General features: G+C 64.3%; 12 protein-coding genes. 11 read left to right on the forward strand and 1 reads right to left on the reverse strand.

The genetic code is table 11. The annotated features are described in order from the left end of the window. Positions 1–207 precede the first annotated feature (207 nt). The 7 genes from K2O51_RS10795 (at position 208) to K2O51_RS10825 (ending at position 9,494) form a co-directional block, all read left to right on the forward strand. A complete protein-coding gene (locus tag K2O51_RS10795; RefSeq protein WP_011300706.1) occupies positions 208–846 on the forward strand; it encodes a 4Fe-4S dicluster domain-containing protein in 639 nt (212 codons plus the stop codon). A gap of 15 nt (positions 847–861) precedes the next feature. Next, a complete protein-coding gene (locus tag K2O51_RS10800; protein ID WP_220630201.1) occupies positions 862–2,511 on the forward strand; it encodes an FAD-binding protein in 1,650 nt (549 codons plus the stop codon). Positions 2,512–2,555: 44 nt separating this feature from the next. Further along, positions 2,556–3,800 (forward strand): complex I 51 kDa subunit family protein, encoded by a 1,245-nt coding sequence (locus K2O51_RS10805; RefSeq protein WP_220630690.1) that lies wholly within the window; start codon positions 2,556–2,558, stop codon positions 3,798–3,800. 66 nt (positions 3,801–3,866) lie between these two features. After that, complete coding sequence (locus tag K2O51_RS10810; RefSeq protein WP_011300703.1) at positions 3,867–4,280, forward strand: hypothetical protein; 414 nt, start codon at positions 3,867–3,869, stop codon at positions 4,278–4,280. 273 nt (positions 4,281–4,553) lie between these two features. Then, positions 4,554–6,053: a DUF3300 domain-containing protein gene (locus K2O51_RS10815; protein ID WP_140948911.1), complete on the forward strand. Its 1,500-nt coding sequence runs from the start codon at positions 4,554–4,556 to the stop codon at positions 6,051–6,053. Between the two features lie 16 nt (positions 6,054–6,069). Next, on the forward strand, positions 6,070–7,002 hold the full coding sequence (locus tag K2O51_RS10820; RefSeq protein ID WP_011300701.1) for a DUF2950 domain-containing protein: 933 nt from the start codon (positions 6,070–6,072) through the stop codon (positions 7,000–7,002). 125 nt (positions 7,003–7,127) lie between these two features. Further along, the gene (locus K2O51_RS10825; RefSeq protein ID WP_220630202.1) at positions 7,128–9,494 is read left to right on the forward strand and encodes a DNA polymerase II; all 2,367 of its coding nucleotides are present in this window, start codon (positions 7,128–7,130) and stop codon (positions 9,492–9,494) included. A 12-nt stretch (positions 9,495–9,506) separates the two neighbouring features. On the opposite strand, the gene K2O51_RS10830 is transcribed toward K2O51_RS10825, so the two are convergent. Then, on the reverse strand, positions 9,507–9,986 hold the full coding sequence (locus K2O51_RS10830; RefSeq protein WP_041680239.1) for a DUF1697 domain-containing protein: 480 nt from the start codon (positions 9,984–9,986) through the stop codon (positions 9,507–9,509). Positions 9,987–10,461: 475 nt separating this feature from the next. On the opposite strand from K2O51_RS10830, the gene K2O51_RS10835 reads away from it, so the two are divergent. From K2O51_RS10835 to K2O51_RS10850, 4 genes are all read left to right on the forward strand, one after another. Next, positions 10,462–11,850 carry an MFS transporter gene (locus K2O51_RS10835; protein ID WP_220630203.1) on the forward strand — a complete coding sequence of 463 codons (1,389 nt, stop codon included), beginning with the start codon at positions 10,462–10,464 and terminating at the stop codon, positions 11,848–11,850. An 88-nt stretch (positions 11,851–11,938) separates the two neighbouring features. After that, the gene (locus K2O51_RS10840; RefSeq protein ID WP_220630204.1) at positions 11,939–13,018 is read left to right on the forward strand and encodes a porin; all 1,080 of its coding nucleotides are present in this window, start codon (positions 11,939–11,941) and stop codon (positions 13,016–13,018) included. 45 nt (positions 13,019–13,063) lie between these two features. Further along, on the forward strand, positions 13,064–13,510 hold the full coding sequence (locus tag K2O51_RS10845; protein ID WP_220630205.1) for a (2Fe-2S)-binding protein: 447 nt from the start codon (positions 13,064–13,066) through the stop codon (positions 13,508–13,510). Beyond that, positions 13,488–15,731, forward strand: a complete 2,244-nt coding sequence (locus tag K2O51_RS10850; protein WP_220630206.1) for a xanthine dehydrogenase family protein molybdopterin-binding subunit — start codon at positions 13,488–13,490, stop codon at positions 15,729–15,731. Before K2O51_RS10845 ends, K2O51_RS10850 begins: the two co-directional genes overlap by 23 nt. Positions 15,732–15,947 lie beyond the last annotated feature (216 nt).

Consider the following 15,947-nt stretch of genomic DNA (forward strand, 5'->3'; position numbering starts at 1 on the left):
TGTAAGGGATGCAGGGTGACGGCTGTCGAGTTGCGTGCGGCCACAGGCGGTCGCGATGGCGGGCCACATGATGTACAAACCGATCCGCCTCTCCGAACAGCATTCATGCGCCTCCTTTCCAATGACCGCGCCTGTGCTATGGTTGTTATGACCTTTTCGTGGAGTTCGCCGGTGTGGCTTCGGGGTCGCCAGACGACGGGGGCGAAGATGGTGCGTTTGAGCATGGAAGGACGCGAGCTGGAAGCACCGCCCAATTGCTCGATCCTGCAGGCCTTCGTCCATGCCGGCGAAACGCTGGTCGAGGGTGTCGGCTGCATGGGGCAGGGCGTATGCGGGTCCTGCCGCGTCATGGTGCGCCGCAGCGGCGACCAGGAAGTCAGGACCGCGCTCGCTTGCGAGACGCTGGTCGAGGAGGGCATGCAGGTCGCCTTCCTCGATTACTTCACGGTGTCGGCGCGCCACGTGTATCGCATCGAAGAATTCAGCGACAGCTGGCAAGTCCTGGGTGCGATTTCACAGACCTTTCCCGAGGCCGCGCATTGCCGCCACTGCAGCGGCTGCGATCGCGCGTGTCCAAAAGGTCTGGAAGTCCAGCAGGGCGTGAACTTTGCGGTGGAAGGAAACCTGGCCGCGTCGAGCCGTGTGTTCGACGAGTGCGTCATGTGCAATCTCTGCACGCTGGCGTGTCCCGAGCATATCCGTCCCAACCACCTTGGCCTGTTCGTGCGGCGCGTGATCGCGGCGAACTCGCTGCGTCCGGCCAATCTCATGCGGCGCCTGCAGCAGATCGAGCGCGGCGAAATGGGCATCGATTTCGATGCGCCGGGCGCCCGCCCGCCGCGCTGACGGGGGCGAACCGTCATGCCAGCCGGCATCCCTTACGAAGACGCGCGCCAGCGCTATCGTCCGGGCGCAGAGCACGCGGTGCGCAGCGACGACATGCCCGTCGACGCATTGCTCAAGGCCTATCATCCGGACCATGGCGCGAACGCGCATGTCCCGCTGGCCGTTGGCGTCAACCGCGGGGAGTCGTGCCAGCCTGACCTCGCGCGCTATCTGCAGGCCAATGCGCTGATCGACGATGTCGACATCGCCGGCGCGCAACTGGCGACCACCGACGTGCTCGTCATCGGCGGCGGGGGCGGCGGGTGTGCCGCAGCGCTGACCGCGGCAAAGCAGGGGGCGCGCGTGATTCTCGCCACCAAGTTGCGCCTTGGTGACAGCAACACCGTCATGGCCGAAGGCGGCATCCAGGCCGCCATCGGCGACGACGACAGTCCCCAGCTGCATTTCGAGGACACGCTGCGGGCCGGGCATTTCTGCGGCGAGCCAGAACTTGTCGCTCAGATGGTGATGGACGGGCCCGACGTGATTCGCTGGCTGATCCGGCTCGGCATGATGTTCGACCAGGAAGAGGACCGGCTTATCGGCAGCAATCTGCTGCGCAAGAAGCCAGGCGGTGCGTCGGCCGCGCGCATTCTTTCGTATCGCGACTACACCGGGCTCGAGATGATGCGCGTGCTGCGCGAGGCGGTCGACCTCGATCCCGGCATCGACGTGTGGAACCGTTGCCCTGCGGTCGAACTGCTGTCCGACGAGCGCGGGCGCTGCGCTGGCGCGGTGATCTACAACCTGGAGTTGCGCACCTTCGTGCTGGTTCGCGCGCGGTCCGTGATCCTGGCCACGGGCGGCGCGGGGCGACTGCATCTGAATGCGTTCCCGACTTCGAATCACTATGGTGCGACTGCGGACGGTCTTGTCCTTGCCTATCGTCTCGGCGCGCGCCTGCGCGAACTCGATTCGTTCCAGTACCACCCGACCGGCATCGCGTATCCGTCCCACCTGGCGGGTGGGCTGATTTCGGAAGCAGCGCGTTCCGCGGGCGCAAAACTGCTCAATGGCAACGGCGAACGCTTCGTGGAGGAACTCAAGCCTCGCGATGTCGTGGCCTCGGCCATCTTGCGCGAATGCGCCGAGGGGCGAGGCATCGACCGCGATGGCCAGGTCGGCGTGTTCCTCGACACGCCGACGCTGGAAATGCAGAACCCGGGCATCCTTTCCAGGCGGCTCGTGACGCTGCGGCATCTCGCGCACAAGTGTGGGTTCGATGCGGCACAGGAGCCCTTCATGGTCTACCCAACCCTCCACTACCAGAACGGGGGCGTGGCGATCGGGAAGGACGGCGCGACGAGCGTGCCTGGCCTTTATTGCGTGGGCGAAGTCACGGGCGGCATTCACGGACGCAACCGCCTGATGGGCAATGCGCTGCTCGATATCCTCAGCATGGGCCGGCATGCCGGCGCCAGCGCCGCATCAGCGGGCGGCAACGCCATGGCCAACCGCGCCGGCATCGGCCACGTGCATGCCTGGCAGCGGGAACTGACGCTCGCCGGGCTGCCGCTGCACGTCCAGGCACCGCTGCTGTTCCCCGGCTACGCGCATTTCGATCTGCGCGTCGACGCGGCCCGCAGCCCGGGCGCGTGGGGCCGGGCGCCCGGTGGCATCCGTTAGCGATAGGGAGATAGCGATCGGCGGAGCGCGTCATGGAAAAGCGGATGGAAAAGCTGAATCAGGTCTTGCTTAAGGAGGACATCCGGGTCGGCGCAGACCTGCAGGCCTGGCTTGCGCGTGGTGGCGGAGAAGGGCTGGCCAAGGCTTTGTCCAATCCGGATGCGATCCTTGCGGAGATCGAACAGGCCGATCTGCGCGGCATGGGCGGCGCGGGGTTCCCGACGCACCGCAAGTGGAGGCCAGTTGCTGCTGCAGCCGCGGTCGACAAGTACATCATCTGCAATGGCAACGAAGACGAACCCGGCACGTTCAAGGACCGCTTCCTTCTGGAGCACACGCCGCACCAGGTCATCGAGGGCGCGCTGATCGCGGCGGCAGCCACGCGGGCCAATCATGTCGTGCTGTACGTCAATCCGCATCAGCCACTGTCGCTCGAAATGACGCGGCAGGCGGTGCAGCAGTGGCAAACACATGCGCAACTCGCCGAACTCGAGCGGCTGCTCGGCGGGCCGCTGACGCTGCGGGTCGTGCCGAGTTCCGGCCTGTACATCGGTGGCGAGGAAACGGCCGTGATAGCCAGCGTCGAGGGCACGTTCGCATTTCCCCGGCGCAAGCCGCCTTATCCCGCGGACAGCGGCGTGCACGGGGCGCCGACCATCGTCAACAACACCGAGACGCTCGCCCACGTGCCGGGGATACTTCGCCACGGCGCGCAGTGGTATCGCGCGCTCGGCGTCGCTCAGGCGGCAGGGACCAAGCTCTATTCGCTGTCGGGCGACGTCCTGCGCCCGGGGCTGTACGAGCTGCCGATGGGCACCAGCCTGGAGACACTGATCTTCGAGTTTGGCGGCGGCATGCTGCAGGGCAAGGAATTCAAGGCTGTCTTCACGGGCGGGCCGTCCAACACGCTGCTGACCAAGCGCGATCTCGACGTAGCGCTGGATTTCGACTCGGTGCGCAAGCGGCGCTCGCGCCTGGGGACCGGCGCGATGATCGTCGTATCGGAGGGCTCCAGCATCGTCCGCAAGGTGGCCGAGTATGTGAGCTTCTTTGCGCAAGGTTCCTGCGGCCAGTGCCCGCCGTGCAAGGGGGGCACATTCCAGCTGATGCGATTGCTCAACCGGATCGACACGGGCCGCGGCGTGCGCGCCGACCTGGAGGCGCTGGAGAACCTGTGCCGCATCCTTCCCGGCAGCGGTCGCTGCGGGCTGATCGACGGCGCTGTCACGGTGGTAGACAGTTCGCTTCACCAGTTCCGCGATGAATATGAGTCGCAGCTGATGGCATAGACGGCAGCGGCAATCAGCGGCCCGGCCGTTCACGGGACGGTCGGTCCGCACGCAGAGGAGTCCACCATGTCCTACAGGGCATCGTATGCGTTGTGCCTGGCAATGGTCTTGATGAGCGGATGTGGCCGGGAACCGGAGAAAAGCCCGGCCCCCCAGACGGGCGCGGCAGGGAGCAGCGATGCCAGCGCGGCCGCCGCGTCGCCACGCGCCGACGACCTGCCGCCCCTCGGACGGCCCGGTCGGTTCCAGATCGTGAGCAACGCCCAGGCCCGCGGAGGTGCCTTCCTGCTTGATACGCAGGCCGGCCGCGTCTGGCAGTTGAGGGACTTCCCGGGGTTGCAGGGGGCGCCGAGCGCGTGGCAGGAAATGACCATCATCGACGACAAGAGCGGGATGGGAGTTACGACTGCCCAGTTCCAGAAACTCTACCCGCAGCGCCAGTTACCGCCTTCCCGCCAAGGGGACCGACACCGCCGCTAAGCAGCGGCAGCGTCGGATCGACGCACCGGTCGGTGAGTGTCGAATGCCGCACAACATCGGGATAAAAACTTTGCTTATCTCGGCGATGGAAAGATTTCATTTCGGAATGCTCCGGCTGCACATAGAGTTGACACGAGGATGGATACTGAGCACTTGTGCCGCTGGAACGCAGCGGCTCGGGCGAGCATGTACTTGTCATATAGGTAATGCCTTTTCTTTCGGGCGCTGAGCCCGTCGCGGTGCCCGGCAAACGGGCGATTTGGGGGGATGGCAATGGATCCGTGGACAACGCGCTCGCTCCGCTGCGCCAGGGCTTGGCTGCTCGCAGTTCTGGCGTTGCTATCGTTTGCCGTCCATGCGCAGGACACGTCCGCGCCGGCTACTACGTTCAAGCCGGAGGAACTCGAGGCACTGGTCGCCCCGATCGCCCTGTATCCCGATTCGGTGCTGGCCCAGGTGCTGATGGCCTCCACGTACCCGCTCGAGATCGTGCAGGCGGCGCGCTGGGTCAAGGCCAACCCGAAGGTCAAGGGCGACGATGCGGTCAAGGCCGTCGCTGACCAGCCGTGGGATGTCAGCGTCAAGTCGCTGGTGGCGTTCCCGCAGGCGCTGGAGCCGATGAACGACAAACTCGACTGGACCCAGAAGCTTGGCGATGCCTTCCTCGCCCAGGAGAAGGACGTGCTTGCCGCGGTGCAGCGACTGCGGGCCAAAGCCCAGCAGACCGGCAACCTCAAGTCGAATGAACAGCAGAACGTGATTGTGGAGCAAGCCCCCGCGCAGGCGCCCGTGCAGGGTCCCGCACCGTCGCAGGCGGCGGCTCCGCAGACCGTCGTGCGGATCGAGCCGGCCAATCCTGAAGTCATCTACGTGCCGTCCTACAACCCGACGGTGGTCTACGGTTCGTGGGGATATCCATCCTATCCGCCGTACTACTGGCCGCCGTATCCCGCTTACTATCCGGGCGCCGCGCTGGCCACGGGCTTTGCCTGGGGCGTCGGCCTCGCGGCAGCGGGGGCAATCTTCGGCGGCTGCAACTGGGGCGGGGGCGACGTCAATGTGAACGTCAACCGTGCTACCAATATTGACCGCAACTTCGACCGGACCAAGGTGCAGAACGGCAAGTGGAACCACGATGCCTCGCACCGCAAGGGCGTGGCGTACCGGGACAACGCATCGCGTGAAAAATTCGGCGGCCGGAGTTCCGCCGGGGCCGACAGGCGCAATGATTTTCGTGGCCGCGACGGTCTTGGTGATCGCGGCGGCGCTGGCAACCGCGGTGGCGTCGGTGACCGGGGCGGCGTAGGCGATCGAGGCGGCGTAGGAGACCGGGGCGGCGTAGGTGATCGAGGCGGCGTCGGTGACCGAGGCGGCGTAGGTGATCGAGGCGGCGTAGGCGACCGGGGCGGTGTAGGAGACCGCGGCGGAGTCGGTGACCGCGGTGGCGCCGGCAACCGCGCAGGCGTGTCGGACCGTCAGGCCGGCGCTGGCGGGCGCGGAGGCGCTGCAGGCGGCGGACGCGACAACGCGTTCCAAGGCGTGGGCGGCGGCGGCGCTTCGCAGCGTGATGTCGACCGCGGCAGGTCCAGCATGCAGTCCACGGGCTATCGCCAGAGTGGCGCCAGCCATGGCGGCGGCGGAGGTTTTTCCGGCGGAGGCGGCCGTGGAGGTGGTGGCGGAGGCTCCTTCAGCGGTGGCGGCGGCCGTGGAGGCGGCGGCTTTGGTGGCGGCGGTGGCCGTGGCGGTGGCGGTGGCCGTGGTGGCAGGCGCTAAACGGAGGGGCCGGATCATGAACTCGATACTGCGACATACTCCGTATCCGCGCCACGCCAGGGGCCGCACGCTCGCCGTGGCGGTGGCCATGTTGCTCTGGGGCATGGCACCTGCGTACGCGCAGAAGGACTTCAGCACACCCGAGGCCGCGATGACGGCCTTTGGGAACGCCGTGGCCACCAGCGACGATACGGCGATGCAGTCCATCCTCGGCGCCAACTACAAGACCCTGATTCCGCCGGTCGGCGCAGATATCCGCTACCGGTTCCTGGAAGCCTGGAGCCAGTCCCATGCGATTCAGCCCGACGGGGACAATCGCGCACGCATCGCCACGGGCAAGGACGGCTGGACGTTGCCGATTCCGCTGGTCAAGACCGCGAAGGGCTGGCATTTCGACACGCGCGCCGGCGTAGAGGAAATGAAGGCGCGCCGTATTGGCCGCAACGAGCTGTCGGCAATGCAGACCTTGCTGGCCGTGTGCGATGCGCAGGACGACTATGCCCGGCTGAGCCAGCAGAAGACCGGCATATCGACCTACGCCCTGAAGCTTGCCAGTTCGCCAGGCAAGCGCGACGGCCTGTACTGGCCAAGCACGCCCGGGGAACCGCAAAGCCCGCTGGGCCCGGCGTTTCTCGAGGCTGGCAAGCAAAGCCTCGGGGAAAGTGGCTACCACGGCTATCACTACAAGCTGCTGACTTCGCAAGGCCCGCATGCTCCAGGCGGCAAGTATGACTACCTCGTGAACGGCAAGCTCTTTGGCGGCTTTGCCTTGATCGCGTGGCCGGCCCGGTATGGCGATACCGGAATCAAGACCTTCATGGTGAGCTACGACGGGCGGGTGTACGAAAGCGACCTTGGTCCGAACAGCGCTGCCAAGGGCGCGGCCATCAAGTCATTCGACCCGGGGCCGGGCTGGACGGAGGTAAAGCCTGAAGTTTTGACGCGTTGACAGCCATACACGCTGTCACCTCATCCCACGCTGCTGGCGCTTGTACTGGGCACGGGTAGGCGAGAGAGCGATCCCGCTATCTCCGCTAAACTTGTGCCCGGACAGCTTCTTCAGGGTTTTGCAGCGTGGCACTTCAACAGGGTTTCATCCTGACCCGGCATTGGCGCGATACGCCGGCGGGTACCGAAGTCGAAGTCTGGCTTGCCACCGACGACGGCCCACGCCTGTTGCGATTGCCGCCGCAACCGTCCGTAGCCTTTGTGCCGGAGGCCCAGCGGCAGCGCGCCGAGGCCGTGCTGCAGGGTGACGCGACTGTCGATCTGCGTCCGCTCCGACTCCAGGACTTCAACCAGAGGCCCGTGTCTGGCCTTTACTGTCGTCAGTATCGGCAACTGGGACAGCACAGCCGCGCGCTGCGCGACGCGGGCGTGGACGTCTACGAAGCCGATATCCGGCCACCGGAGCGCTACCTGATGGAACGCTTCATCACCGCCCCGGTCTGGTACGACGGCGATGCCGATGGCAGCGGCGTGGTGCGCAACGCGCAGATGAAACCCGCCACGGACTATCGGCCGACGTTGCGGTTGGTGTCTCTCGATATCGAAACCAATGCCTTCGGCGACCTGTACTCGATCGCACTCGAAGGGTGCGGCCAGCGCCAGGTCTACATGCTGGGCCCGGCACCGTCCGTGCCCGCGGACGTCGAATTCTCGCTCGAATACTGCGAGACGCGGCCGGCATTGCTCGAACGGCTGAACGCGTGGATGGGGCGCCATGACCCCGACGCCATCATTGGCTGGAACCTCGTCCAATTCGACCTGCGCGTATTGCACGAGCATGCGCGCAAATTCCAGGTGCCGTTGCGCCTTGGCCGCGGCGGCGCCGAGATGGAATGGCGCGAGCATGGCAGCCAGCAGCACTATTTCGCCGGAGCCGCCGGCCGCCTGATCATTGACGGCATCGAAGCGTTGCGCTCCGCCACGTGGACCTTCCCATCGTTCAGCCTCGAATCGGTAGCCCAGTCACTGCTCGGCGAAGGCAAGGCGATCGACAACCCGTATGACCGCATGGACGCCATCGACCGCATGTTCGAGCAGGACAAGCCGGCGCTGGCACGCTACAACTTGCGCGATTGCGAGCTGGTGACACGGATCTTCGACAAGACGGAGTTGCTGACCTTCCTGCTGGAACGTGCCACGGTGACGGGCCTTCAGGCGGACCGCAGCGGCGGCTCGGTCGCGGCCTTCACGCACCTGTACATGCCGCTGATGCACCGCCAGGGCTATGTGGCACCCAACCTCGGCGACAAGGCGCCCGAGGCGAGCCCCGGCGGCTTTGTCATGGATTCGCGCCCCGGCCTCTACGAATCGGTGCTGGTTCTCGACTACAAGAGCCTCTATCCGTCGATCATCCGCACGTTCCTGATCGACCCGATCGGCCTGGTGGAAGGGCTTGCTCATCCCGACGATGCCGATTCCGTGGCCGGCTTTCGTGGCGCGCGGTTCTCCAGGACGAAGCACTGCCTGCCGTCCATCGTGGCCCGCGTCTGGCAGGGCCGCGAAGCTGCCAAGCGCGACGGCAACAAGCCGCTCTCGCAGGCGCTAAAGATCATCATGAACGCGTTCTACGGTGTGCTCGGATCAAGCGGCTGCCGCTTCTTCGATCCGCGGCTCGCGTCGTCGATCACGATGCGCGGGCACGAGATCATGCAGCAGACCCGGACCCTGATCGAGGCGCGCGGCTACGAGGTCATCTACGGCGATACGGATTCCACGTTCGTGTGGTTGCGCCGGGCCCGGACGGAGGCCGACGCCAGCCAGATCGGCCGCAGCCTGGTGGCCTATGTCAACGACTGGTGGCGTGATCACCTGTGGCAGACCTACGGGCTCGAAAGCGCGCTGGAACTGCAGTTCGAAACGCACTTCCGGCGCTTCCTGATGCCCACCATCCGCGGCACGGACCTTGGCAGCAAGAAACGCTATGCCGGCCAGGTGCAGCGGCCCGACGGCCGGGTCGAGATGGTGTTCAAGGGGCTGGAGACCGTGCGCACGGACTGGTCTCCACTCGCGCAGGAATTCCAGCAGGTACTCTACGAACGGATCTTCAACCGCGAGCCGTACCAGGATTACGTGAGGGATATCGTGCGCCGCACGCTGGCTGGCGAACTGGACGAACAGCTGGTGTTCCGCAAGCGGCTGCGCCGCAAGCTCGACGACTACCAGCGCAACGTGCCGCCGCACGTCCGCGCTGCGCGGATTGCCGATGCCCACAACGAACGCCACGGCCGCCCGCTGCAATATCAGCATGGCGGCTGGATCAGCTATGTGATGACCGTGGCGGGGCCGGAGCCGCTTGAAGTTCGCTCGGCGCCCATCGACTATGGGCATTACGTGACAAAGCAACTGCAGCCTATCGCCGATGCCATTCTGCCTTTCCTCGATGAGGATTTCGAGACGCTGCTCACGGGGCAGATGGCATTGTTCCCGTCATAGGGAAAGGGTTGCCTATGCCCGGGCACACTTGATGACCGTATCGAGCGTGCGCGTGGTGATGTCCTTGCCGAACGTGCGTTCGAGCAGGCTCATGAACACGGGACCTTTCTTCGGATCCGGTATGTAGACGCTGAAGATCTCCGTGGCACCGGCCTTGACGATGCTTGCGCCATCACGCTCGATGGGCAGCTTCACGTCTGGCGGCACCGGCCCGCGCAGAAACGTGACAACCCGCTTGGCCGAAGACGCAATGCTGAACTCTGCATAGGGATCCGAATCGATCAGGTCTTGTAGATAGCCCGCCGGACGGACAAAGGTGTCGAAGCTGCGGCCCAGCTCCTCTTGCATGGCCTTCCCGGCGCGCCGCTCCAGGCTGGTGAGTGACGATGATCGCGCGTTGAACACGACGTTGCCGCTGGAGAGCAAGGTTTTCACTTCGAAGAAGCCCGCCGCCTCGAAGCAGCGCTTGAGTTCGGGCATCCGGGCGTTCATCGGGCTGACGCCGCGAAGAAAGGCAATGTATCGGGGCATTGGTGATCCGGTCATGGCTGGCGCGCCGCTATGCATGTCGCGGCCAATGGCAAATGAAGTTGGCGGCTCACCGCAGCGGCTGGTCAATGATAGAGGACTGGCGCGCTGGCGCACCAAGGCACGATCCAAGAAGCGGCATTGGCGTACAGGAAAACCCCTACAGCGAAGGACAGCGTGCGGCAACTATTATTGCCACGAGTGGAAATTAATGTCGGCGTGAGTCGATGGATGGAAGCAAATCATCACGCGTCGGTAATCGCCACTGCAGCACATGGGAACTGCGCCGAGGCCGTGGACAGGCAATCGGCGCGTCACACGGGAGGTTAGTCTTGATTCAGTTGGAGCAGGTATGAGCACATCAGGGACAGAAATCACGGGAAGCGGCATGGATGGATTATCAGGTCACGGAGGGTCGAGCGGAGCCGCGCACGATAGTGTGTGGCGGACAACGACTGAGCAGAACGAAGCCGCACGCATTGTGGCCGAAGTGGAGGCGCTTCCCCTTACGCCCTTGCACCGGCTTGCACGTGTCATCGTTGGGAGCGCCACCTTTTTTGATGGCTTCGATGTTCTCGCCATCGCTGCGGCGATGCCGGTGCTGATCAAGCTGTGGTCGCTATCTCCTGAGCAGGTCGGCCTCATTATCTCCATCGGCTATCTCGGCCAGCTTATTGGCTCGCTTTGCTTCTCGCACTTTGCGGACAAGTTCGGGCGCCTGCGTTGCGCCAGCCTCTCGGTGGCCTTGTTCGCACTTGGCAGCCTGGCCTGCGCGTTCGCGGGTAGCCCGATGAGCCTGATGGCATATCGATTCATTCAGGGTCTCGGGCTTGGGGGCGAGCTGCCGGTTGCGGCGACTTACATCAATGAACTGGCCAAGTCCGAGCATCGCGGACGCTTCGTGCTGTTCTACGAACTGATTTTCCCCATCGGCCTGTTTGCCGCGAGCCTGGCGGGCATGTGGGTGGTGCCCAATCTCGGTTGGCAGACGATGTTCTTCCTGGGGGCATTGCCGGCGCTGATCGCGCTTTGCATGCGTCGCTTCTTGCCGGAATCTCCAAGATGGCTCGCGTCGAAAGGCCGCTTCCATGAAGCCGATGCCGCACTGGAACGCTTTCGCAAGTACGCCAGGGCGGCGGGCGCCAACGGGCAGCCGGCTTCTCTCGAAACCAGGCACAAGACTGTGGCCAGGCAGGAGCCGCCAGCAACCTGGCAAAGCCTGTTCCGGCCGCCGTTGCTGCGCAGGACCTTTGTCCTGGTGTCGCTGTGGTTTGCCGGCGGCTTTGTGACAGCTGGTGTCACGTCGTGGATGCCGACGATCTATCGTGAGGTGTTCCACATCGACCTGGCCACGGCGCTCAAGTACGGCACCTACACGTCGTTGGCCGGCATTGTCGGCTCAGCAATGTGCGCGCTCGCGATCGACCGCTTCGGGCGCCGACTGTGGATGACCATGACCTGGATCTGCGCGGGCTTCGCGATGCTGGCTCCCGTCCTTTTCGCGCCAATGGCTCCGGCCACAACGGCGTTCTGCATGTCCCTCGCATTCGGATTCACGGCTGCCGCGTTCATCGGCTGCTATGTCTATACCCCCGAGCTGTATCCGACCGGGATCCGCACCTTCGGCGTGGGCGTGTCCAGCGCGATGCTGCGCCTGGCTTCCATCATCTGTCCTTCGATGATCGGTTGGTTCGTTGCCCGCGGTTCGCTTTCCACGTCTTACGTCGTGATCGCCGGCGTCGCCTTTGCCGCGGCGCTTGCGGTCGGACTATTCGGCGAGGAGACAACCGGGCGAACGCTTGAGGACGCATCCTCGACGCCTCAGTAAGCGACTTTTTTTGCCACTAATTGCCATATATGGAAATTAGTGGCCGGTGAACAGAAGACTCAAACCTAACGGTAAAGGCGGGCTGATCATGAAGCACAGGGTTATCTCTGCGTTGGCTGTCTGTTGTGCCAACACGGCGTTCGCGCAGAGCCAGGTGACGTTGTATGGGAGTGTCGATACGTCCGTTCCGTGGATCAGCAATATCCGCGGCAACAGTACGGTTCGCATGGACGGCGGGATCTCGCAACCCGATCTGTTCGGTCTGCGCGGTTCCGAGGACCTTGGCGGTGGCATGAAGGCAATCTTCCAGCTGGAGAATGGCTTCCTGACCGACAGTGGTTCCATGATCGCCGCGGGGAAGATCTTCAACCGGGCGTCATGGGTCGGCTTGTCGGCAAGCAGCGGTACCGTCAGGCTTGGCCGCCAGGTTGACTTCGTGGCCGACAAGCTGGGCCAGTGGAGCAATGGCTACCAGCTGTTCAATTTCTACCTGTATCACCCCGGAAACCTCGACGGGTTATCGAGTCAGTTCCCGGTGGACAATGCCATCTCGTATCAATCGCCGCGCTTTGGCGGGATGCAACTCAGTGCGATGGTCGGGCTGGGCGAGGTGCCGGGTAGCAGCAGCGCCAAGCGCACCTACAGCCTTGCCGGCACATACGACGCGGACCGGCTGAGCGTCACGGTCGCCTACACGGACGCCAACGGCCGGGCCTTCGACATTGGCGGTACTACCGGTCTTCCGAATGCCCTCGGCAGGGGGCTCACACCCGGTGCCGCCATGTTCATCGATGCATTCAAGGCAGGGGGCATTGGCGGGAGCTATCGCCTTGAATCCGTGCCGCTTTCCGTGAACGCCCTCTACTCGCGTTCGACGCTGCGAGCCGGTGCGGCGGAAGGCACGATGAACGCAGCCGATCTCGGCCTGACCTGGCAAGCCACGCCAGCGGCTGCGGCCACCGTTGGCTACTCGTTCAGCAAGTTCGAGAAGACCAAATGGCACCAGCTTCATCTCGGTGGCATGTATTACTTCTCGAAGCGGACCCAGTTGTATGCGTTCTGGACGTATCAGCACGCCGTTGACGGCCTTGCGGCGATGAATGTCGTCGGTGTGTCGTCTGGCCAGAACCAGTCAGTGGTCAGTGTCGGACTACATACGTCGTTTTGAGGTGGCAGCGACCGTCCACACATCAAACAGGAGACAGGAGGCGAAATGAGATTCTTGCTGAACGCCAGGCGCGTCACATTCGACGGCGATCCGCAAACACCTTTGCTATGGGTGGTGCGCGAACACTTCAAGCTCACCGGCACCAAGTTCGGATGCGGTATCGGCATGTGTGGTGCCTGCACGGTTCACGTTGACGGAGCGCCAATGCGGTCCTGCTCCGTCCCGGTAAAGGCCGTGGATGGAAAGCAGGTCACCACGATCGAAGGACTGTCCAGGGACAGGTCTCATCCGATTCAAAGGGCGTGGATCGACAAGGATGTCCCGCAGTGCGGATATTGTCAGTCGGGAATGATCATGTCCGCGGCGGCTCTGCTGAAGAGCAATCCGACCCCCACCGACGAGCAGATCGACCAGGCGATGACCAACCTGTGCCGCTGCGCAACCTATCATCGCATTCGGGAGGCTATCCATGGCGCCGCGGCAGGCAAATAGCGGTAACACCAGCGAGGTGCGGTCACCTCGGCGACGACTTCTCCTGAAGGGCGTGGCAGCCGCGCTGGCGCTGCCCGCTGCCGGGAGCCTGGCAATACGCGTGGTCTACCCGAAAAACGACGGAGGGGCCGATCAGGCATCCGCGGAAGTCGAGGTCAGCGACTGGATCTGGATCCAGCCATCCGGTCACACCATTGTCGGCGTGTCGCAATGCGAGTTCGGCCAGGGCATCTATACCGGCTTGCCGCAAGTGCTCGCCGACGAGATGGACGCTGACTGGAAGAATATCTCGGTCAGGTTCGTTACCGGACGGGACGCGTACCGGAACGATGCCGGGGAAGAGCCATTGCAGCAGTACACCGGCGCATCGATGTCGATGACGTTCTTCTATGAGCGCATGCGCCTGGCCGGTGCGCAAGCCAGAGACGTCTTGCTGCGCGCCGGCGCGAAGCGGATGGGAGTGCGGTCCTCTCAGTGCATCACCAGGACCGGTCGTGTCATTCATCCCGCCACCGGGCGAAGCCTGGGCTATGGCGAGGTGGTCGGGGATGCGGCAAAGCTGCGCATCAGTCCCCGGCCGCGGATGAAGGTGCCATCGGAGCAGACGCTGATCGGAAAGAACCTTCGCCGCGTGGACACCGCGGCCAAGGTCGACGGCAGTGCCATCTTTGGCATGGATATCGAGGTACCCGGGATGCTGGTAGGCGCGGTGCGCATGGCGCCAAGCGTGACCGGCAGCATCGTGCGCATTCGCAACGAAGCGGAGGTCCGCAAGAGGCCAGGGGTGAGCGCCATTGTGACGACGTCGCTGTGGCCGGTTGCGACACCCAATACCATCATCGTGGTGGCCGAGTCCTACTGGATCGCCAAACAGGCTGCTGATGCGCTCGAGATCGATTTCGATGCGGGTGTCGCCGGGCATGTCTCCTCGGAGCAGATCACCCGGCAGTTCCTCGCCGCGCTCGACAGCCCCAGTGCCCCGGTAGCGAGAAGGCTTGGCGATCCCGAATCCATTCTCGCGCGGAAATCCAGGCCATCCGTCATCACCGCGGACTACCAGTCTCCGTATGTCACGCATGCCACGATGGAGCCGGTCGTTGCCACGGCGCATGTCCGGGATGGCGAGATTGAGCTATGGGGGCCTTTCCAGGGACAGGATTTCCTGCGCGGCGAAGTGAGCCGGGCATTCGGCATTCCCGCGGACAAGGTGATCGTCAATACCGTCTATCTCGGCGGCAGCTTCGGGCGCAAGTACTTGCCGGATTTTGCGTTGCATGCCGCGACGGCGTCCAAGGCTGTGGGCAGGCCGGTCAAGGTGATTCGTTCCCGGGAAGACGACACGCGGCACTCCTACTACCGGCCCGGTGCGGCGGGGCGGTTCCGCGCGGTGTTGGACGAAGCCGGCATGCCGGCGGCCATGCACGCGCGAATATCCGGTCAATCGCTCTATGGCGTCATCAAGCAGGAAAAGATGGCGGCCGTGGGGGGATGGGATGAAACCATGGTCGAGTCGATCTACGACCTGATCTACCGCGTGCCCAACCTGCGGGTGGATGCCGTCGATGTCAAGCAGCCGATTCCGCTCAGCTTCCTGCGCAGTGTCGGCAGTACCTCCAGCGTCTTCTTCCTGGAAAGCTTTGTCAGCGAGCTTGCCTCGGCCGCGCACATGGATGACTACCAGTATCGGCGCAAGCTGCTCGCCGACCAGCCACTGGCTGTCAGGGTGCTCGACGCGGCCGCGCGTGCAGCGCAATGGGATCGCCCGCCAGCAAACGGCGTGTTCCGCGGCATGGCCTTCAACGTCTACACAGGACGGGGCGAGGGCTTCCAGACGTTTGTCGCGCTCGTGATGGAGCTTGAGTTGACGGCAGGAAAGGTCAGGCTCAGGCGCGCCGTTTGCGGCATCGATGCCGGCCGTCCGGTCAATCCCGGGCTGATCAGAGCCAACGTGGAGGGCGGCATCGGCTTTGCGCTGACCAACACATTCAAGAGCCAGCTGACCTTTGAGCAGGGGGCGGTCCAGCAAAGCAGCTTCCATGACTATCCGCTGCTGCAGTTGGCGGAGATGCCGCGCGTGGAGGTCGTCATTCTCGACAGTGACCGGCCGCCGCAAGGGTGCGGCGAGGTGGTGCTGGGTCCGACTGCGCCGGCTGTCGCGAGTGCCATGTTCCAGGCAACCGGACGGCGGTTCCGGTCCATGCCGCTCCCCCAGGCGGTGTAGTCCGGTGCCGGGGCGACAAATATGCACATCACGAAGTTGCTAGAATGCCGGGACGCCGGCCAGGCCGCGGCGACATGCATGCTGAAGTCAGTGTTCGTCCCTGGCCCTCGTTCTCCACCATCACTACCTGCGATATGGCAACGAAGACTCCCACCAAGCGTACATCCTCGGCTGGCAAGCCCGCGCGACGGCGCGTGAGCGGCAGGCCCACGGGAG

The organism is Cupriavidus pinatubonensis, from assembly GCF_019602855.1.
GTDB classification, from domain to species: Bacteria; Pseudomonadota; Gammaproteobacteria; order Burkholderiales; family Burkholderiaceae; genus Cupriavidus; species Cupriavidus pinatubonensis.